The organism is Corallococcus sp. bb12-1, from assembly GCF_026626765.1.
GTDB lineage: Bacteria > Myxococcota > Myxococcia > Myxococcales > Myxococcaceae > Corallococcus > Corallococcus terminator.
This window is the reverse complement of the sequence record NZ_JAPNJZ010000001.1, coordinates 146,322-166,115: the sequence shown is the minus strand read 5'-3', so window position 1 is coordinate 166,115 and position 19,794 is coordinate 146,322. Positions and strand designations below refer to the sequence as shown.

16 protein-coding genes are annotated in these 19,794 nt (G+C 70.1%); 10 read left to right on the top strand and 6 right to left on the bottom strand.

Annotated elements, in window-relative coordinates; all coding sequences use genetic code 11:
- The first annotated feature begins 159 nt into the window (after positions 1-159).
- The 3 genes from OV208_RS00695 (at position 160) to OV208_RS00685 (ending at position 5,037) form a co-directional block, all read left to right on the top strand.
- Positions 160-3,084 carry an ATP-binding protein gene (locus tag OV208_RS00695; RefSeq protein ID WP_267571843.1) on the top strand — a complete coding sequence of 975 codons (2,925 nt, stop codon included), beginning with the start codon at positions 160-162 and terminating at the stop codon, positions 3,082-3,084.
- 243 nt (positions 3,085-3,327) lie between these two features.
- Positions 3,328-3,867, top strand: coding sequence for a pilus assembly protein PilB (locus OV208_RS00690; protein ID WP_267571842.1), 540 nt, complete (start codon positions 3,328-3,330; stop codon positions 3,865-3,867).
- Between the two features lie 138 nt (positions 3,868-4,005).
- Entirely contained in the window at positions 4,006-5,037 is a 1,032-nt protein-coding gene (locus OV208_RS00685; protein ID WP_267571841.1) for a class I SAM-dependent methyltransferase, read from the top strand.
- Between the two features lie 22 nt (positions 5,038-5,059).
- Here the strand turns inward: OV208_RS00685 and OV208_RS00680 are convergent, their stop codons facing one another.
- On the bottom strand, positions 5,060-10,018 hold the full coding sequence (locus OV208_RS00680; protein WP_267571840.1) for an ATP-binding protein: 4,959 nt from the start codon (positions 10,016-10,018) through the stop codon (positions 5,060-5,062).
- Positions 10,019-10,491: 473 nt separating this feature from the next.
- On the opposite strand from OV208_RS00680, the gene OV208_RS00675 reads away from it, so the two are divergent.
- The 3 genes from OV208_RS00675 to hppD are packed head-to-tail and all read left to right on the top strand — an operon-like array spanning position 10,492 to position 13,327.
- Positions 10,492-11,472 (top strand): fumarylacetoacetate hydrolase family protein, encoded by a 981-nt coding sequence (locus tag OV208_RS00675; RefSeq protein WP_267571839.1) that lies wholly within the window; start codon positions 10,492-10,494, stop codon positions 11,470-11,472.
- Positions 11,469-12,128: a maleylacetoacetate isomerase gene (maiA, locus tag OV208_RS00670; protein ID WP_267571838.1), complete on the top strand. Its 660-nt coding sequence runs from the start codon at positions 11,469-11,471 to the stop codon at positions 12,126-12,128. Before OV208_RS00675 ends, maiA begins: the two co-directional genes overlap by 4 nt.
- A gap of 35 nt (positions 12,129-12,163) precedes the next feature.
- On the top strand, positions 12,164-13,327 hold the full coding sequence (gene hppD, locus OV208_RS00665) for a 4-hydroxyphenylpyruvate dioxygenase (RefSeq protein ID WP_267571837.1): 1,164 nt from the start codon (positions 12,164-12,166) through the stop codon (positions 13,325-13,327).
- An 84-nt stretch (positions 13,328-13,411) separates the two neighbouring features.
- Here hppD and OV208_RS00660 read toward each other — a convergent pair whose 3' ends face one another.
- Both OV208_RS00660 and OV208_RS00655 read right to left on the bottom strand, forming a co-directional pair.
- Positions 13,412-13,906, bottom strand: a complete 495-nt coding sequence (locus OV208_RS00660; RefSeq protein ID WP_267571836.1) for a tenascin-X — start codon at positions 13,904-13,906, stop codon at positions 13,412-13,414.
- Between the two features lie 636 nt (positions 13,907-14,542).
- Positions 14,543-14,977 carry a hypothetical protein gene (locus OV208_RS00655; RefSeq protein ID WP_267571835.1) on the bottom strand — a complete coding sequence of 145 codons (435 nt, stop codon included), beginning with the start codon at positions 14,975-14,977 and terminating at the stop codon, positions 14,543-14,545.
- Between the two features lie 213 nt (positions 14,978-15,190).
- Here OV208_RS00655 and OV208_RS00650 point away from each other — a divergent pair, with 213 nt between their 5' ends.
- Together OV208_RS00650 and OV208_RS00645 are read left to right on the top strand one after the other, a co-directional pair.
- Positions 15,191-15,499: a hypothetical protein gene (locus OV208_RS00650; RefSeq protein ID WP_267571834.1), complete on the top strand. Its 309-nt coding sequence runs from the start codon at positions 15,191-15,193 to the stop codon at positions 15,497-15,499.
- 1 nt (position 15,500) lies between these two features.
- Entirely contained in the window at positions 15,501-15,740 is a 240-nt protein-coding gene (locus OV208_RS00645; protein WP_267571833.1) for a hypothetical protein, read from the top strand.
- 4 nt (positions 15,741-15,744) lie between these two features.
- Here the strand turns inward: OV208_RS00645 and OV208_RS00640 are convergent, their stop codons facing one another.
- The 3 genes from OV208_RS00640 to OV208_RS00630 form a co-directional block, all read right to left on the bottom strand.
- Entirely contained in the window at positions 15,745-16,329 is a 585-nt protein-coding gene (locus tag OV208_RS00640; protein ID WP_267571832.1) for a hypothetical protein, read from the bottom strand.
- Positions 16,330-16,447: 118 nt separating this feature from the next.
- The gene (locus OV208_RS00635) at positions 16,448-16,906 is read right to left on the bottom strand and encodes a hypothetical protein (protein WP_267571831.1); all 459 of its coding nucleotides are present in this window, start codon (positions 16,904-16,906) and stop codon (positions 16,448-16,450) included.
- Positions 16,907-16,955: 49 nt separating this feature from the next.
- Positions 16,956-18,038 carry a YgfZ/GcvT domain-containing protein gene (locus OV208_RS00630; protein WP_267571830.1) on the bottom strand — a complete coding sequence of 361 codons (1,083 nt, stop codon included), beginning with the start codon at positions 18,036-18,038 and terminating at the stop codon, positions 16,956-16,958.
- A 38-nt stretch (positions 18,039-18,076) separates the two neighbouring features.
- Between OV208_RS00630 and OV208_RS00625 the strand changes: the two genes are divergently transcribed.
- Positions 18,077-18,403, top strand: a complete 327-nt coding sequence (locus OV208_RS00625) for a cupin domain-containing protein (RefSeq protein WP_120542664.1) — start codon at positions 18,077-18,079, stop codon at positions 18,401-18,403.
- Positions 18,400-19,794 carry a thioredoxin domain-containing protein gene (locus OV208_RS00620; RefSeq protein ID WP_267571829.1) on the top strand — a complete coding sequence of 465 codons (1,395 nt, stop codon included), beginning with the start codon at positions 18,400-18,402 and terminating at the stop codon, positions 19,792-19,794. Before OV208_RS00625 ends, OV208_RS00620 begins: the two co-directional genes overlap by 4 nt.

The window sequence follows — 19,794 nt, the reverse complement described above, 5'->3', positions numbered from 1 at the left end:
GCCATGGAGCGACTGCCCGGGCGCTGACTCCGCCCCGTCCATGTCGGATGGCGGCCACGGAACTTGAATCCTCCGGAGCTGCCGCCCGCCCTCATGCTCGACGCCATGGAAGACAGGCTGGAGAAGCTTTTCCCGGGATCCAGCCAGATGGCCGGGCGGATGCGCGAGAAAGACTGGTCCCAGACACTGCTCGGGCCGGTCAAGCAATGGCCGCAGTCGCTGCGCACGGCCGTGAGCGTGATGCTCGCCGCGCCGGAGCCCGCGCTCATCTACTGGGGCCGCGAGCTCGTGGTGCTCTACAACGACAGCGCGCGGTTCATGCTTGGCAACAAGCACCCGGAGGGGCTCGGGGTGAGCTTCAAGGTGGTGTTCCAGGAGAGCTGGACCCTCCTGGGGCCGCTGCTGGAGCAGGTGCTGGACACCGGCGAGGCCGTCCACCACGAGAACCTGCTCGTCCCCCTGGTGCGGTTCGGGTTCCTGGAGGACTGCTACTTCAAGTTCGCCTACATCCCCACGCGCGACGATGACGCCGGGGTGGGCGGCATCTTCATCATCGTGACGGACACGACGGCGCAGGTGCTGGGCGCGCGCCGCCTGGCGCTCGTGCGCGAGCTGTCGCTGCGCACCGCGCTCAGCGAGACCGTGGAGGGCGTCTTCCGCGCGGCCGAGGACGTGCTCGGCCAGTCCACCGCCGATGTCCCCTTCTGCCTCCTGTACGAGCTTCGCGCGGAGCGCGCGCGGCTCGTGGTCCACACGGGGCTCGCGCAGGCCCCCGAGGAGGGGGATGACCTGGTGGAGGGCCGGGCCTGGCCGCTCACGGAGGTGGCGAACTCCCGCCACGAGCAGCTCATCGAACAGCTCCCGGAGCGCTTCGCGACCCTCCTGGACGGGGCCGCCGGTGGCCAGCCCCCGACGCGCGCGCTCGCGCTGTCGCTCTCCGACGCGGCGGAGCAGGAGTCCCGCCTCGTGCTCGTCGTGGGCCTCAACCCCCGCATCGCGCTGGGGGACGACACCCGCAGCTTCCTGCGGCTGCTCGCGCGGCAGCTCGCCACGAGCATCGAGAGCACCCGCGCCCTGGAGGAGAAGACCCGGCGCGCCGCCCAGCTCGCGGAGCTGGACCGTCAGAAGACCCAGTTCTTCGCCAACGTGAGCCACGAGCTGCGCACGCCGCTGACGCTGATGCTCGGGCCGCTGGAGGATGCCCTCACGGACCTCCGCGAACCCCTGGCGGGCTCCCAGCACCAGCGGGTGGCGCTGGTGCAGCGGGGCGCCGTGCGGCTGCTCAAGCTCGTCAATCAACTGCTGGAGTTCACCCGGCTGGAGACGGGCCGTGCGGGGGCGCGTTTCCAGCCGGTGGACCTGGCGCGGCTCACCCAGGAGCTCGCGGGGCACTTCGAATCCGCCGCGCACCGGGCGGGGCTCACGCTGTCGGTGGACTGCCCTTCCCTGGGCGAACCGTTCTGGGTGGACCCCGAGGCGTGGGAGCGCATCGTCTTCAACCTGCTGTCCAACGCCTTCAAGTTCACGCTGGAGGGCGGCCTCACGGTGCGCCTGCGGCTGGAGGGGGACGCCGGCGTGCTCTCTGTGCGGGACACCGGCGCGGGCATCCCCCTGGAGGCGCAGCCGCGCCTGTTCCAGCGCTTCTACCGGGTGGAGGGCGCGCAGGGCCGCAGCTTCGAGGGCAGCGGCATCGGACTGTCGCTGGTCCAGGAGCTGACGAAGCTGCACGGCGGAGAGGTGGGGGTGTGGAGCCGCCCCGGTGAGGGCAGCGAGTTCACGGTGCGCATCCCGCGAGGCCACCACCACCTACCCGCCGACAGGCTCGCGAGCGGGAGTTCCTCCGTGGCGCGCGATGCCTTCCAGCGCGACAGCTTCGTGCAGGAGGTGGAGGGCTGGATTCCGGCGCTGCCCGGGCCCCGCCCGTTGTCCCCCTCCCCGGCGCCGCCCGTGACAGCGCCCGAGGCGCGGCCTTCCGCGACGCGGGATGGCCGGGTGCTCGTCGTGGACGACAACGCGGACCTGCGCGCCTACCTGAAGAGCGTCCTGGAACCCCACTTCGAGGTGGAGACGGCCGAGGACGGGCAGGCGGCGCTGGAGTCGATGCGTCGCCGCGCGCCGGACGTGGTGGTGAGTGACGTGATGATGCCCAGGCTCGGTGGCTTCGGGCTGCTGCGGGCCCTCCGCGACGCCCCCGCGCTGCGCGCCACGCCGCTCATCCTGCTGTCCGCGCGCGCGGGCGAGGAGGCCTCGGTGGAGGGGCTGGAGGCGGGCGCGGATGACTACCTCGTCAAGCCCTTCAGCGGCCGCGAGCTGCTCGCGCGCGTGCAAACGCAGCTCACCATGTACCGGCTGCGGGGCGAGTCCGCGCTCCAACTGGGGCGCGAGCTGGCGCTGAAGGAGGCCGTGCAGGAGCGGGATGACTTCCTCTCCGTCGCGAGCCACGAGCTGAAGACGCCGCTCACGGGCTTGAAGCTGCACCTGGAGATGCTCGAACGGATGCTGCCGGCCCCCGTGCGCGCCCAGGTCTCCGAGCGCCTGTCGAACACCCGCAAGCAGGCCCAGCGCATCGGCGCGCTGGTGGAGTCGCTGCTGGACGTGTCCCAGGTCGCGTCCGGACGGCTCCAACTGCACCACGAGTCCACGGATGTGATGGCGCTGGTGGCGGACTGCCTCGCGCAGGGCCGCGAGGAGCTGGAGCGCGCGGGCTGCACGCTCACGTTCGAAGCCCGGGGCCCGCTGCACGCGGAGGTGGATCCGGTGCGGCTGGAGCAGCTGGTGCGCAACCTGCTGTCCAACGCGGCCCGCTACGGCGCGTCGCGGCCGGTGGAACTCCAACTGGGCGAAGCCGGCAAGCACCTGCGGCTCGCGGTGGTGGACCACGGCATGGGCGTGAGGCCGGAGGACCGCGAGCGCATCTTCGGGCGCTTCGAGCGGGCCGTCTCTGCTCGCCGCTTCGGGGGACTCGGTCTGGGGCTGTGGGTGGCCCGGCAGGTCGTGGAGGCCCACGGCGGCGGCATCTCGGTCACGGACACGCCCGGCGGCGGGGCCACCTTCACGGTCCTGCTGCCACGGCGCGCGGACTGAGCCGTCCGGCAGCGCACTTCTTCCGCTCCCGCGTGTGAAGCGGGACGGCGGTCGCGGTGCAATGCCCGCAATCGTTCGTTGATGTTCCAGCCTGTCATTCCGACCGGACGCACACGGAAAAGCTTTCACCCGGTGAGGGAAGTCCAGGTGCAAGCGTGCGGAAGGATTGCACCCTGGTTGTGGCATGGAGGGCGCATGTCCTGACCTCGCGCGGCGCGGATGCCGCGCGGGGGGAGTCCTCGCATGCGGAAGCTGCGGCTGGGCGAATGGCTGGTGCGTTGGGGCCAGGTAACCACCGACCAAGTGCAAGCAGCCCTGGAGTACCAGAAGGGCTGGGGCTGCCCGTTGGGTGAAGCGCTGGTGGCGCTGGACCTGCTGGACGCGGACACGGTGCAGCGGGGCCTGTCGCGGCTGTTGGGGGTGCCCTTCGTGCGCGGCGAGGAGGTGCGCAAGGTGCCCCCGGCGGTGGTGGGGATGGTGCCGCCCGCGGTGCTGCGCCGGCTGGGGGTGTTCCCGCTGCGCCTGTCCTTCCGGGGCGCTCGGGGAGAGCTGCACGTGGCCACGCACCGGCCGCAGGACCTGGCGCTGATGGACGCGGTGGCGTTCGCCACGGGCCTCAAGGTGCACCCGGTGCTCGCGGTGCGGCAGGACATCGAGGACGCGCTCGACCGGCACGGCGTGACGGGCGGGGGCGGCATCCCCACCGGGGCCGAGCGGGACATGAGCCTGCCCTGGCAGGAGGACCCGGGCGCCTTCCAGATCCTCCGGGGCATCGAGAGCTAGCCCGACTGTCCGTGCGGCAGTGGAGCGGACGCGGTAGGAGGATACAGGGCCTGTCCGGCTGGCAGGAGCCGGACCCGACGACCGTGGCGCGAAGAGGAAGTAGATGCCCTTCGCTCCCAGGTTGTCAGGATGATGCCTATGCGCCAGAACCTCTTGTCGGTCCACGGCGCGGCTCTGCCGGTCGCGCCTGAACCCAACCATCTCGTCCTGGTGACCCCCCCTTCGCTGGAGGAGCTCACTTCGGAGCAGGCCTTCGTCGAGGCGCGGGAGTGGCTGGACGCGCTGCACGCCCGGATGATGCAGGGGCCGGATGAAACCCTGCACCACGGCATGGCGTCCCTGCATTGGGGCCTCATCGAACGGCGGCGGCAGTGGAGCCCGGAGGTGTGGAAGCGCTTCTGCCAGGAGCTGGCGCGCAAGCACCCGATGCGCCCCTTCCTGCACCAGTGCCCCTTCACCCGGCACGCCTTCGAACGTCCGCGCGGCTACGCGGGGGACGCGGCGCTCATCGACTACCTGTACATGGACCACGCGGCGGACGAGCTGCACGCGGGCCGTGAAATCTACCGCTACATGCACGGGCAGCCCTCCGCGGTCAGCGTGCGCGAGCGCCGGGAGCTGCTCGCGCGGATGATGGATGAGACGGCCGAGCGCCGGCCCGACGGACGCATCCTGTCGGTGGCGTGCGGCCACCTGCGGGAGGCCGAGCAGTCGCGCGCGGTGGCGGAGCGCCGGCTCCAGGAGCTCATCGCGTTCGACCAGGACCCGGTGAGCCTGGCGGAGATTTCGCGCCTGCACCCGGACGGCATCGTGCGGCCGGTGTGCGGCTCCGTGCGCGCGCTGCTGGGCGGCAAGGTGACGTTCTCGGAGCTGGACTTCGTGTACTCGGCCGGGCTGTACGACTACCTGTCGGACTCCGTGGCCAGCCGCCTCACGTCGGTGTTCTTCCACATGCTGCGTCCGGGAGGCCGGCTGCTGGTGGCCAACTTCGCGGTGCACCCTCCGGAGACGGGCTACATGGAGGCCTTCATGGACTGGTGGCTCACCTACCGGGACGAGGACGGCATGCGCGGCCTGCTGGCGGAGACGCCGCTGGAGCAGGTGGCCAACGTGCGGCTGTTCCGCGACTCGCAGGACAACGTCATCTACCTGGAAGTGACGCGCCGGTAGCCTGAAAGCCCCGCGCGCCCTTTCAGTGCATGGGCGCGCCGGAGCGGGGCAGGGTGACGGTGAAGGTGGAGCCCTTCTCCGGGGTGCTCGCGACGTCGATGCCGCCGCCCAGCGCCTGGACGATTTCGCGGACGATCCACAGCCCCAGCCCGAAGCCGCCGTAGTGGCGCACGGACACCGCGCGCTCGAAGCGCTCGAAGATGCGCGCCCGGTCCTCCTCCGCGATGCCGATGCCATGGTCGCGCACCTGCAAGCGCACGCGGGTCGCGTCCCCGTCCAGCGTCACCTCCACGGGCTTGCCCGCGCCGTACTTCATCGCGTTGGTCAGGAGGTTGCCCACCACCTGCTCCAGCCGCAGCGCGTCCCAGTGGCCCACGAAGCGCGGCTCGGTGGCGTTGAAGCGCACCTCGCACTCCGCTCTCGCCAATGATTCGCGGCTGCGCTCCAGTTGTCCGCGCACCAGCGCCACCAGGTCCACGTTCTCGCGCTTGATGTGCAGCTGGCCCTGTCCGATGCGGGAGATGTCCAGCAGGTCGTTGACCAGCTTTCCCAGCCGCTGCGTCTGGGAGTAGGCGGACTCCAGCTTCGCGGACAGCTTCTCCGGGGGCATGGGCGCGCCCTTCGCCTTCGCCTGGAGCCCCTGGATGTGCAACTGCAACGACGTGAGCGGCGTCTTCAGCTCGTGCGCGGCGATGGACAGGAAGTCGTCGCGCCGGCGCACCGCCTCCTGCTCCTCCCTGTAGAGCCGGCCCTGCTCCTCGGAGAGCGCGGCGATGCGTTCGAAGTTCTCCGCGTTCTCCAGCGCGGCGCCCGCGAGCACCGCCACGAAGGACGCCAGCCGCTCCTCGTCCTCGCCGAACAGCGCGCCCACCTTGCGGTGGCTGGCCACCACGCATGCGACCGTCTTGCCGCGCACCTGCAACGGCGCGCACAGCAGGGAGCGCACGCCGAGCAGCTCCATGCTCTCGCTGATGCCGCCGGGCAGGCCCTGGCCCAGCACGGTGATGCGCCCCGTCTCCAGCGCTCGCGCGAGCGCGGTGCGGCTCAAGCCCTGCGTCCTCGCGTCCTCCTCCGACACCAGCGCGCGCGGGTCCACCACCGCGCACCGCTCCGCGCGCAACAGCTCCAGCATGGACGTGCGCGCCGTTTCGAAGACGGACTCGCGCGACAGGGCGGAGGCCAGCCGCCGCCCTGCCTCCAGCACGCGCGGGAAGCGGTCCACCAGCGACAGCGTGCCCACGCCGGACGTACTGTCCGGCTCCGGGTGCAGGCCATCATCCATGGCCTCCAGTTCGCGCGTGGCCACCTCCAGGTCGCGTGCCGCGCCGGGCCAGCCCTGGGCCTCGCCCACCTCGCCCCGGGCCCTGAGCGTCAACGCGCGCTCCTGGCGCATCTGAAGCTCGTCGGCCACGCGCAGCGCTTCGTTGAGGAGCTTCCGGGCCTGCTTGGGATGGCCCCGCAGCGCGGACAGCAGCCCGCGCTCGCGCAGCGCGTGGGGCAGGTTGTTGCGGTAGGTGCGCGCCACGGCGTGGGCCCGCTTCGCCACGGCCTCGGCTTCCGCGAGCAGGGCCTCCCGCCGCTTCGGATGCAGGGGGGTGGCCTCCTGCGCGAGCTGCCGGCGCGCGGTGGCGAGCCACGGGGTGATGGGCGCCACGTATTCCTGGCGCAGGTGCGCGTCCTCCACCACGCGTTCGGCGCGCTCCAGCACCTCCGCGGCGCGCGCCGGTGCTCCTTCCCTCAGCAGGCGCAAGGCCTCCGCCTGGAGCACGCCCGCGAAGGACTGCGGGTCGGTGGCGGTGGGCGCCGCCAGCTCCGTCTCCAACAGCGCGGCGGGGATGCGGCCCCCGGTGGACTTGGCCCACGCCTCCAGGCCCAGGCGCAGCGAGTACCTGTCTCCCAGCGTGAGCGCCGCCGCGTGAAGCTTCTGGCTCACCCCCGCGGCCTCCTTCAGGCGGCCCAGGCGGTAGAGCGACATGGCGATCTGGAAGGTGGCGTTGTTCACCTCCCACGGGTCGCCGGTGCGCTCCAGGAGGCGCACGGCTTCGCGGCACCGTTCAATGCACTCGCGGAAGCGCGACGAGGCGTAGAGGGCCAGGCCGTAGAAGTGCAGCGACTGGCCCTGCCCCCACACGTCGCCCAACTGCTGACGCAGGGCCAGCGACTTCTCCGCGTACGCATACGCGCGCTGGAACCAGGGCAGGGTGGTGAGCGCGGGCGAGTGCGCGGAGTACGCCTGCGCCAGCTCCGGCGTGGGCGGGTAGCGCTCCGCCAGGTTCATGTCGCGCAGGTGGGCCCACAGTACGGCGGCCCGGCCGCGCTGGTACCAGTAGCCATACGCCAGCCGGCTGTAGAGGTTGACCGCGAGCAGGTCCTCCTCGCCGTCCTTCAGCGCCTTGCGGCCCAACCACAGGCGCGGCGCCAGGGTGTGCGCGGCCTGGGTGAGGATCTCCCACGCGGCGCTCGCGCCGGTGGTGAGCGCGTCGGGCGGCACCCAGCGGCCCAGGAGCTTCAGACCCTGTTCCAGATAGGCATTGGCCTGCACCGTCTGGCCGCGCTTGAAGGCGAGCTCTCCCAGGTGGCCCAGGGTGCGGCCCTGCTCCAGCCGGTCGCGCGCCAGCCGCTGCGCGGCCTCCAGCTGGTGTTGGGACTCGTCGTAGCGGCCGCGCATCATCAGCGCGGTGCCCAGGCCGGAAGCGATGAGGTAGCGGGTGTGGGCGTCCGCGCCCGCCGCGCCCCGTTCCGCGATGCGGTAGTTGAGCTCCGCGGTGTCCAGGGCGAAGCGCTGGCGCGCCTGCTCCGCGGCCACCAGCGCGTAGGGCAGGGCCTGGGACGGCTCTCCCGCCGCGTCGAAGTGGTAGGCCAGTTCGAAGGGGTCGGTGGGCACGGCCTGCGCGGCGGCGCGCGCGGCCAGCCGGTGCAGCTCCCGCCGCTCCTCCGGGGACAGCAAATCCAACAGCACCTCGCGCAGCTTGTCGTGCACGAAGGTGGAGCGCGTGCCCTCCATCCACAGCATGTGCCGGCGGCGCGGGGGCTCCAGCGCGGTGTTGACGGCCTCCACCGGCGTGCCGGACAGGGCCGCCACCGACCGCGCGTCGAACGCCTTGCCCAACACAGCGCCCACGCTGAGCACGTGCAGGGACTCCGGGGGCAACAGCCGCAGGCGGCGCACGAGGAACGTGGCAGCCTGCCGCGACGAGCGGGCGTGCGCCATGGCCTCCGGTTGGACCTCCCAGCCGTCCGGGCCGGGCATGAGGACGCCGTCCTCCACCAGCCCGTGCAGCACCGCCGAGGCCATGAAGGGATTGCCCTCCGACAGCCGCGTCACCAGCTCCACCGCCTCCGGGGGCAGCACGCCGGCCATGGACTCCGCGAGCAGCGCCACCTCCGCCGCGCCAAAGGCGGACAGCTTGAGGTGCGCGCCCGGTGACAGCCGCCGCAGCGCGTGCCCGGGCTGGATGTCCTCGCTGCGGAAGGACACCAGCAACAGCAGGCGTCCGTCCGCCGCGCGCCGTCCCTGGCTCCAGGCCTCCAGCGCGCGCAGCGTGAGCGTGTCCGCCCACTGGCAGTCCTCCAGCACCACCACCGCGGGCGCGTCGGGGGTGCCCAGCGCGTTGAGCAGCGCGGTGAGGCACCAGACGCTGCGGCTCTCACTCAGCGACTCCGGCCCCAGGCCCTGTGTCTGGGGTTGCGCCATGCCGGGCGTCAGCACCTCCGTGAGGCGCGGCAGCACCGTGCACAGGCCCGCCTCCTGCCCGGAGAGCCGCTCGCGCAGGAGCGCCCCCAGCGAGGGCTGGTCGCGAACGGCCTGGGCGATGCCTTCCGCCACGCCGGCGAAGAGCTGGAAGGGACGCTGCGCGGCCTGGTCCTGCGCCTGTCCATGCAGCACCCACGCGCGCTGGCCGGTGGCGCGCGCGGAGAACTCCTCCAACAGCCGGCTCTTGCCGCCGCCGGACTCACCTTCCACCACGACGGCGCGGGCGCCCTCTGTGCGCGTGAGCGCCAGTTCGCGCTCCAGCGTGGCCAGCTCCTCGCGCCGGCCCACGAAGGACGGCTCGGTGAGGCTCTGGCGGTGGTCATGCGCGCCGGTGACGAGCGCGGGCTCCGCTTCACCGCGGGACAGCGCGGCCTCCAGCGCGTTCAGGTCCGCGAGCGCGGCCTCCGCGGACTGGTAGCGGTCCAACGGGTCGGTCTGGTTGAGCCGGGCGATGAGCTCCTCCATCGCGAGCGGCACCTCCACGCCCACCGGCCGCAACCGGGGGTGCGCGGTGAGGTGCAGGCGCAGCACCTCACCCACCGAATTGCCCTCCAGGGCGGGACGGCCCGCGAGCGCCTCGAAGAGCACCAGGCCCACCGCGTACAGGTCCGACGAGGCCTCCACCGGCCGGTTGAGCAGCCCCGCCTGCTCCGGTGACAGGTAGCGCGCGGTGCCCACGGGCAGGTCGCGCAGCGAAGGGTCCAACCGCTCGCTGCGCGACAGGCCGAAGTCGGTGAGCCACGCGGCCGACAGCGGCTCGCCGCGCACCAGCACGTTGGACGGCTTCACGTCGCGGTGGAGGACGCCCTCGTGGTGCGCCTCCGCGAGCGCCTCCAGCAGGCGCTGGCCCAGGATGATGGCCTCGGACACGGACAGGGGGCCGCGCGACAGGCGCGCCTCCAGCGTCTCCCCCTCAATCCAGGGCGTGACGAGGTAGAGCAGGTCGTCGAAGGTGCCCAGGTGGCGCACGGGCACGAGCGCCTGTCCGTGCAGCCGCGACAGCACCTCCGCCTCGTGCTCCAGGCGGTGACGCGCGGTGGGCACGAAGGTGGCCAGGGAGGTGACCTTCACCAGCACCCGCTCGCGGGTGAGCAGATCCAACCCCTGCCAGGTGGAGATGCCCCAGCCCGTCTTCAGCCGCTGGCGCAATTCGTAGCGATTGCCCAGCCGCTGGCCCGGGTGTGGCTCCCCAGGGGTGTCGCCGGCCTGTTGGAAGCCTCCCGCCATTCAGTGCCCTCGCGCGCGCCCCAACCTCGTCGCCCCAGTGTCGTGGTTGGTCGGACGTCCCTTCTCACAACCTGGGTTGCCGCCCGGATCCCCGCCAGGGGGCAGCGCCACACGGGGTGGGTGAGACGCTCGGGTCTTGAACAGTCGCCACGTCCGCGCTTCCCGGCCTCACCCCCGGCGGCCCCCCGTCCGGCCGTGGGGCGACCAGCCGGCCAGCGCCTCGCTTCCGGCCGCGACGTCAAGCACGGAGGTTGCTCCTCGTGGGTTTCCACGAGGCCCGGCGTGGGGAAGTCCTCACTCCACCGGCCTCCCAGCAGCGAGCGTGCTACCGGCCAGCAGCGTTGCTGGAGGGGAAACGGAATGCCGCGCCGCGTTCAACGGGCGTGCTTGACTCCCCTGGGGCCCCGACGGAAAAGCCCGACAGTTCGGGCGGTCCGCCTTCCTCCCCCCCAGGCCGCCCAGGGAGCCCGGAATTGAAGCTCGCGACGCTCAAGGACGGAACCCGCGATGGTCGGCTCATCGTCGTCAAGCGGGACAACTCCGCCTACGCCCTGGCCACCAACGTGGCCCTGACGCTGCAAGCGGCACTGGATGACTGGGATGCGCGGGAGCCGCGGTTGCGCGCCCTGGCGCAGCAGTTGGAATCGGATGCGGTGCAGAGCCGCCCGCTGGACGTGAAGGCGCTGCACGCGCCGCTGCCGCGCGCCTACGAATGGGTGGACGGCAGCGCGTACATCAACCACGTCCTGCTGGTGCGCAAGGCGCGCAACGCGGAGCCGCCCGCCACGCTGCGCACGGATCCGCTGGTGTACCAGGGCGGCTCCGGCGACTTCCTGGCGCCCACCCAGGACATCCCCCTGCGGGATGAGGCCTGGGGCCTGGATTTCGAGAGCGAGGTCTGCGTCGTGCTGGGTGACACGCCCATGGGCACGCAGGCGCAGGACGCGGGCAAGCACATCAAGCTGGTGATGATCGCCAACGACGTGTCGCTGCGAAACCTCATCCCGGAGGAGCTGGCCAAGGGCTTCGGCTTCTTCCAGAGCAAGCCCGCCACCGCGTTCGGTCCCTTCGCGCTGACGCCGGACGAGCTGGGTGGGGCGTGGCGGGAGGGCCGGGTGCACCTGCGCATGCGCAGCACGCTCAACGGCCAGTTGGTGGGCGACACCGACGCGGGCCCGGAGATGCACTTCTCCTTCCTGGAGCTCATCCAGCACCTGACGCGCACGCGCGCCTTCACGGCGGGCACGGTGCTGGGCAGCGGCACGGTGTCCAACGAGGACCGCGCGCGGGGCATCTCCTGCCTCGCCGAGCGCCGGATGATTGAAACCATCGACGAGGGCAAGCCGAAGACGGCCTTCATGAAGCCCGGGGACACCATCGAGATCGAGATGCTGGATGGCGAAGGCCACAGCCCCTTCGGGCGCATCTCCCAGACGGTGGTGAAGGTCCCATGAAGCACGTGCGCCTGCATGCCTACTGGCGCTCGTCCGCGTCCTGGCGCGTGCGCATCGCGTTGAACCTCAAGGGCATCCCCTTCGAATACCTGCCCGTGCACCTGGTGAAGGACGGCGGCGAGCAGCACCAGCCCGCCTACCGCGCCATCAACCCCATGGGGCGCGTGCCCACGCTGGAGTGGACGGACGACGACGGCCAGGAGCGCCGGCTGTCGGAGTCCATGGCCATCCTGGAGTACCTGGAGGAGCGCGGGGGCTCACCTGCCCTCCTGCCGAAGGATGCGTACCTCCGGGCCCGGACGCGGATGCTGGCGGAGCTGGTGAACTCTGGCATCCAGCCGCTGCAGAACACGTCGGTGGCGCTGCGCGTCAAGGACGTGTTGAAGGGCGACGAGAAGGCCTGGGTCGCGCACTGGAACGTGCACGGGCTCACGTCCCTGGAGGCAGCGGTGCAGGCGACGGCGGGGCGTTATTGTGTGGGGGATGCCGTGTCGTTCGCGGACATCCTGCTCGTGCCCCAGCTCTACGGCGCCCGTCGGTTCGGGGTGGACCTGAAGCCCTTTCCCACGCTGCTGCGCATTGAATCAGCGTGCAACGAACTTCCCGCCTTCCAGGCGGCGCAGCCCGACCGGCAGCCCGACGCGCAGCCGGCGTAGTCCCCACATCTTTCTCATCACGAGGAGTCAGCGACATGGCCAAGCAGGAATCGCTGGGCATCAAGGCTTTGGAGAGCATCCACTGGTACGTGCATGACCTGGAGCGAAGCCGCCAGTTCTACACGAAGGGGTTGGACTTCGCGGAGGTGGCGGTGTCCGGGCCGGAGCTGGACGCGCACGGCAAGCAGAAGTCGGCGCTGTTCCAGGCGGGTGAAATCGCGCTGGTGGTGAGCCAGCCGGTGGGCGAGGGCGGCCGGGCGTGGCGCTACCTGCGCAAGCACCCGGACGGCGTGGGCACGCTGAACTTCGAAGTGGAGGACGTGGAGAAGACGTTCAAGCTGCTGGAGTCGCGCGGCGCCACGTTCATCACGGAGATCCAGCGCTTCACGGACGCCGCGGGCGGCAAGCTGGCGTTCTTCTCCATCACCACGCCGTTCGGTGACACGACGTTCCGCTTCCTTCAGCGGGACAGCTACAAGTCCATCTACCCGGGCTTCCAGGTGCATGCGCAGCCCAAGGGCGGCCAGAACAAGTATGGCTTTGGCCGGGTGGACCACGTCACGTCGAACTTCCAGACGATGAAGCCGATGCTCCTGTGGATGGAGCACGTGATGGGCTTCGAGCCCTTCTGGCACATCGAGTTCCACACCGAGGACGTGGTGTCGCAGCAGAAGCGGGACCACGGCAGCGGCCTGAAGTCGGATGTCATCTGGGATCCGAAGAGCGGCGTGAAGTTCGCGAACAACGAGCCCAAGTTCCCGTTCTTCAAGTCCAGCCAGATCAACGTCTTCAACGAGGACCACCGCGGTGACGGCGTGCAGCACCTGGCCATCACGGTGAAGGACATCCTGTCGTCGGTGAAGGACATGCGGCACAACGCGGGCATCCAGTTCATGCCCACGCCGGGTTCGTACTACGACGCGCTGCCGGAGCGCATCGAGCACCTGGGCATCAAGAAGATCGACGAGGACATCAACGTCCTGCGCGACCTGGAGATCCTCATCGACGGGGACAAGGAGCGCAGCTACATGCTCCAGATCTTCATGAAGGACGCGGCGAGCCTCTACAAGCAGTCGGACGCGGGCCCGTTCTTCTACGAAATCATCCAGCGCAAGGGCGACCAGGGCTTCGGCGGCGGCAACTTCCGCGCCCTGTTCGAGAGCATCGAGCGTCAGCAGAAGGCTGAAGGGCGCATCTAGTCGTTCGCCTTCCGCTGTTGAAAGGGCCTGGAACCGCGAGGTTCCAGGCCCTTCGTTCTTCCTGCATCCGCCTTCAGCGCGGCATCACCCCTGACAGGGCTGTTCGATGCAGCTCACGTAGCAATCCGGGGCGCAGTTCCGCCAGGTTTCGTTGCTGTCGCAGACGCCGTCGCCGCAGTAGGGCGCTGGCGCACCGCAATCGCCCGGGCAGGTGGCGCTGGACTCGCCGTTATTGCAGACACCGTCGCCGCAGTAGGGCGCTGGCGCGCCGCAATCGCCCGGGCAGGTGGCGCTGGACTCGCCGTTATTGCAGACACCGTCGCCGCAGTAGCCCGGAGGCTCAGGGCAGTCCATCGGGCAGATTTCGGGATCCCCCACGTCGCAGATGAAGTCGCCGCAGCAGGGGCGATTGGGGGGAGGACAAGGCTCGCCATCACAGAGGGCACAGCGAATTCCCTGCTCCGCGGTCGCCAGGGAGGCGCTCGTGTCCTGAGCGTCCGTCTCGTCAGCAGTCACCACACCGCCACAGGCCGCCAGCAGTCCCACCGAGAGCATCCCCACGAGGAGGGTCATCCGCATTTGAAGTGTCCTTGGAGTGATTTACATGCTTGAGAAGCCTTCCAAGGATAGAACTGTCCATGCCCTGAGGGGCATATGGGGAATGGCGAAAGTGCGAAGATTTGAACGCCGCGCGGCGTCAGCGCTTTTTGCTTCCCAGTTGCCGCATTGGGTGTTTGTCGTAGCGCTCCCAGACGACGGCGTCATCTTCTGAAGAAGGGCGGTTTGCCTCCTACCCATTGCTGACACGCCATCCCTCGAAGGCTTCCCATCCTTCTGGAGGCACTGGGACCCCCATCGCGTCCAAGCACTCGCGGGCCTGGGCGGTCCAGGCTGGTTCCATGAGGATCCCGGGGGGAGCGCCTGCCAGGGACTCCGCAAGTTCCCGCACCTTGGGGGCTGCTGACCGGAAGCGCTCCGCATCCGGGCTCCCCCACGCCTTCGCGCAGAACGCCGAGAGCGCCGCCATGCGGGGCTGGAGCACGGTCCGCAGTTGCTCCGCCGGGGCTTGCGTGCACCACCGCTCGTAGAGACGAGGTGCCGCCAGTACGGTCAGGAGGTTGAGCGCCTCGACCACCCAGGTTGCCTCCTGCTCCCATGCATCTTCAGCCACAGAGAGGCCCCACGCTATCGCTGCTCATGCACGTTCGAGCGCCGTCACTTCTGGATCAGGGGACGATTCTCGAAGTCGCCCCCGGCTTCGATGAAGGCGACGCCGTGGCATGGGGGACCGCAGTCGGGTCCATTGGGTTGGAAGGCCTGGTATTTCGCCGTCCTCTCGATGTTCGTGATGATCCGACCGTCCCCTCCCTCCAGGGTCACCCGGTAGACATCGCCATCCCTCGAGGCCTCGTCATCATTCAGGTTGTAGAAGATGTTCAGGCCCTCGTCTCCTCCCTCCAGGCTCTTGGCGATCAGCTCCATCGTGGGCTTGCCCTTCATCCCGACGGGCATGGGCCATTGCATGAAGGTGGATGGGCGTGACGAGAGTCCTTCGAGGCGGGTCGGGTAGCACTCGTCGTTGCGACAGACGGTGAGTTTGCTGGACTGGAGCTGCGGCCGGGAAATCTTGAGGGCCAGCAGCATCGTCATCCCCGAGCTGCAACCGATCAGCGTGCAGACGATGGGCGCCTTCTGCGAAGGCGGGGGTGGCGTCGATGCGCAGCCGGCAAGGAGGAGGACCAGCGGAAGGGGGGAGCGCATCGGGGGAGCGTACTGCCTCGCACCCAATCCAGGTTCCTGCCCCTGGCGAACCGCTGCACGCACGGTGCGGAGGACGCGCCCTGAATCGTCTATCCTTCCCGGATGCCCCTGCGCTTCCTGCTGCTGCTGTGCTCGGTGGGCCTGGGCTGCCAGGCCGCTGATGAAGGGCGTCCAAAGGTCGAGGAGCAACCGAAGGCCCTGGATTGCAACGCGACCTATGTCGCCTGCGGCTGTGGTTGCTGTGGTGGGGTGGCGCCGGAGGTGCGGTGTCTGTCCTGCGCACAGGGCGCTGACCTCCAGGCGCTCATCGACGCGGACCAGGAGGCGGCGAAGTCCTCGAATTGTCCCTACGCGGGCTGCTCCACCGGCATCCAGTACGTGTACTGCGACGCGCCTGACCTGGCCCCGTGACATGAACCTCATCGAACCCATCATCCTCACGGGCGCGGTGCTGGGGAGCGTGGCGGGCGGGGTGGTGGGCTTCATGTCGGGAATCGGGTGGGGCGTGGGCGGCCTCTTGGCAGGTGCCGTGCTGGGCGCGCTGGCCTTTCCCCTGTTGCTCCTTGCCCTGGGGCTGCTGTTCATCGTGGTGACGCAGGGGCCCCGCCAACTGCTGAGCCTGTTTCGCGGGGCCCCCGGACCGAAACGTTAGGGAACTACCCGTCGCAGGTCACGTCGTACGCCGCGGTGCCGGTGCTGCCCGGGCTCAAGGGAACGCAGGAGTCCATGCACTGGTAGTTCCAGCAGCCGCACAGCTCGAAGTCCTCCGGCGTCTTCGCGAGCAGCTTGCAGCGGTGGTAGGCCCTTGCACAGATTTCCGGGCACGTAGGAACGGCCATGGCTTCCACCGGCTGCGCCGCTGGGGCTACGCACGCGAGCTTGCAGACCTTGCGCTCGGCATCGCAGAGGGCCTGCGCTTCCGGCGTCCCAGCCTCGTTGATGCAGAGCTCATGGAGGAGGTCGCACCTGGACTGGCACGGCGGCGGACGCAGGGCCTCCACGGGCTGCACAGCGCCAGCGCCACAGCCGTCGAAACACAGGAGGCGCCGCTCCAGACACGCATCCTCGGCAGCGAGGGTCGTCGCCCGCCGCATGCAGCTGTTGTAGGAGCCGACGCAGGCCAGCTCACAGGGCGGAAGTGCCTGGCCCGTCACATCGGAGTCCTGCGCCTCCGGCTCAACGCCACCACAGGCCGCTAACAGCCCCACCGACAGCAGCCCCAGGAGAAGGGTCATCCGCATTTGAAGTGTCCTTGGAATGATTTACAAGTTTGTGAGGCGTTCCAAGGATAGCATTGCCCATGCCCACAAGGGCAGACAGAGAGAGCGGGCGGAAACGCGAGGATTAGAACGTCTGGCTTTATTGCCGGGTCAGCACGGCGGTGCATTCAGGCTGCGGCGTCTGCGGGTTCGTGTCCACGGTGTCCCGGCAGAGGAACTTCCGCCCCGACGGGTCGCGGTCCGTGAAACTGCAGGTCCGATGGATGTAGGGACGCACCTCCCCCTCGTCCGACCCGAAGCTGCTGTAGCTCAGGCTCCAGAGCTCGCGGCTCAGGTAGCTCTCGGAGGAGAAGCGGCTGCTGGGCATGCGTGGAGAGACGTCGGTGGGAAGGCCCAGGCCCTCGTCCACCTCCGCGAAGACCTCGCAGGAGTCCTCTTCGGAGAACACCCGCACGGTGCCCGTGGCGGAAGGCCCACAGGTGTTCTCCGTGACCGTGTAGGTGACGGAGTCGTCATCGTGGTTGCAGACGTTGGGGTCCGAGCACGCGACGGACAGGCCCCCGAGCGCGAAGACAAAACCCCTCACTCCATGCCGCATGATGGCCTCCCCCGGTGCCACGCCACGGTCGGCGCGACCGGGGTCCATCCTACCCAGCGGTGAAGGGCAGGGCCGCCACGGTGGCGGTGCCAGGGCCTTCCGCGAGCGTCAGCTCCGTGCCCGGCTCCAGCGAGTCGCGGTGCACGTAGCCCAGCGCCACGCGCTGTCCCTTCACCGGCGAGCGCACCACGCTCGTCACCCAGCCCACCTTCTTCTCACCCCGGCGCAGCTCCGTGCCGGGCGCCACGTCCGCGTCCCCGTTGCCCAACAGCAGCCCCGCGAGCTGGCGGTTCATGCGCCCGCGGAAGGTGGCCCGGGCGATGACCTCCTGCCCGATGTAGCAACCCTTGTTGTAGGAGATGGCGTGCGTGAGATTCGCCTCCAGCGGAATGGTGGTGTCCACCATGTCCTGCCCGTAGCGCGGCACCCCCGCCTCCACCCGCAGCAGCTCCAGCGCGTCGAACCCCAGCGGCTTCAGCCCGTGGGCCGCGCCCGCCTGTGCGAGCGCTGTCCACACCGCCTCCAACCCCGCGCGCGGCACCAGCACGTCCACGCCGGACACCCCTCCGGGCAGCGCCGTCCCCAGGAGCCACACGTCCTGCCCGGCCACCACCGCCTGGCGGCTGGCCTGCGCCGGCAGCGCTTCGAAGGGGCCGGCGAGGACGGCGGCCAGCACCTGGGCCGTCCGGGGGCCGAGCAGCCGGAGCCAGCCGGACTCCGGGGTGCCGTCGTGCAGCTCGGCGTCCTCGGAGATGAGGTACTTGTCCAGGAACTCCCGCACCTTGGCGCCCAGGCCGGGCTCCACGTCCAGGAGGAGGTCGCCCTCCCGCTTGAGGATGCGCGCGTCGCCCACCATGGCGCCCTTCACGGTGATGAAGGCGGCATAGGCGGCCGAGCCCACCGGGAGGTTCTTCACCTCCTGGGTGACCATGCCGTGGAGGAAGGAGGCGCGATCCTCCCCCGTTATCCGGAGGATTTCGCGGTAGGACGCATCGTGGAGTGCCACGGCGTCGCGGGCCGCGCCATACTCCGCGCCCACGTCTCCATACCCGGCCACCACTTCACGGCCGCCCAATGAAATGAAGCGGGCACCCACTTGCTCGTGAACAAAATGCAGCGACAGCGGTTCCATGCCCGTCGCTATATAGAGGCGAAGGAGCGATTGCCACGATGGATGTGAAGCAGCTTGCGGCCTTCCAGGGCTTCTCCCTGGAGAAGCTCCAGAAGCACACCGTCTTCCAGTCCGGTCGCTTCTTCCTCGACGTCTACTGTCTGGCCCCGGGCCAGGCACAGAAGCCCCACCGGCATGCCACGTCCGACAAGGTGTACCTCGTGCTGGACGGAAGCTGCCGCTTCCGTATCGGTGATGAGGAAGCGACGCATGGCCCCGGCTCCACCCTTTTCGCCCCCGCGGGCTCCGAACACGGCGTCGTCAATGACGGCCCGGACAATGCCCGCCTCCTCGTCCTGATGACCCCGCCTCCGGAGCACGCATGAGCAAGAAGGCCCCGACCCCGGCCGCCCCCGTCCCCACCCGTGGCGCCCTCGCGCTGCTGGTCCTGGGCATCCTCACCAGCGGGCTCGCCATCTACCAATGGATGGAGCTGCTCACGCTGCGCGCGGGCGGTTCCACCAGCTGCGGCATCAGCGAGCAGGTCAACTGCGAGACCGTCTGGAATTCGGACTTCGCCAGCGCCGTGCACGACACGCTGGGCATCCCCATCGCCGGCCTGGGCCTCGTGTGGGGGCTCGTCGCGGTGGGCCTCTGCGCGCTGTACCTCGCGTGGGCGAAGGCGAAGCGCTCCGTGCGCCCTGCCACCAACGGCCTGCGCCTGCTGGCTGTCGCGGGCATCGTCTCCGTCGTCGTCTTCGCGGGCGTCAGCGCCAAGGTGGGCGTGGTGTGCCCCACGTGTCTTGCCACCTATGCGCTGGTGATTGCCTTCGCGGGCGTCGCCTGGAAGGGCCTGCCCGGTCCCCTGACGCCCCAGGCGGGCGAGTGGGGCGACGCGCTCAAGTGGACGGTGGGCATCTCCGCCGTCGCCTTCATCGCCATGCAGATGCCCGGCCGCGCCACGCCGCACGCGCAGAAGGCGGGTGCCTTCCTTCCGACCGCGACGGCCCCCGCGAAGGTTACCTACGGGGACGAGGTGGAGCCCCCACCCGTGACGCCGCCGACGCTGGAGGTCTACCTGGCGGGCCTGCCCCAGGAGCAGAAGCAGTACCTGGCGAATGCGCTCGCCGCGTACCGCGCCGCTACTCCGGAGCCGGCCGTCTACCCCGCGCGCCGCATCTACGGCCCGGTGGACGCGCCCGTGAAAGTGGTGGAGTGGACCGACAGCAAGTGCCCCCACTGCAAGTCGCTGGTGGAGGAGCTGGCGTACATCAAGCGCGCCTCGCCCGAGGGCAAGCTGTCCGTGGAGGCCCGGCACTTCCCGCTGGATGGCGCGTGCAACCCGGCCATTCCCCGCCGGGGCCCGGACGCGCCCAGCGTGCGGTGCGAAGCCGCCAAGGCGATGGTGTGCCTGGAGGACGCGAAGGACTTCTGGAAGCTGCGCGAGCGGCTGTTCGCCGCCCAGGCCTTCCTGAGCACGGACAAGGTGATGGAGATCGCCACGTCCGGCTCCGTGGCGCGCCCGCAACTGGAGGCGTGCATGAGCAACCCCCAGACCCTGAGCAAGCTGCGCCAGGACGTCGAATACGCCATGAAGTTCAACATCCAGGGCACGCCGCTGGTGCTGTTGAACGGCCGGCAGGTGCCGCCGTCCGCGCCGCTCATCTATTCGCTGGTGCTGGCCAACGGCGACGCGAACGCCGCCGCCTTCGTCGTGCTGCCGCCCGCTCGCGCGCCGGCCGCCGGTGGTGGCCACGAGGGCCACGCCCACCCGTAG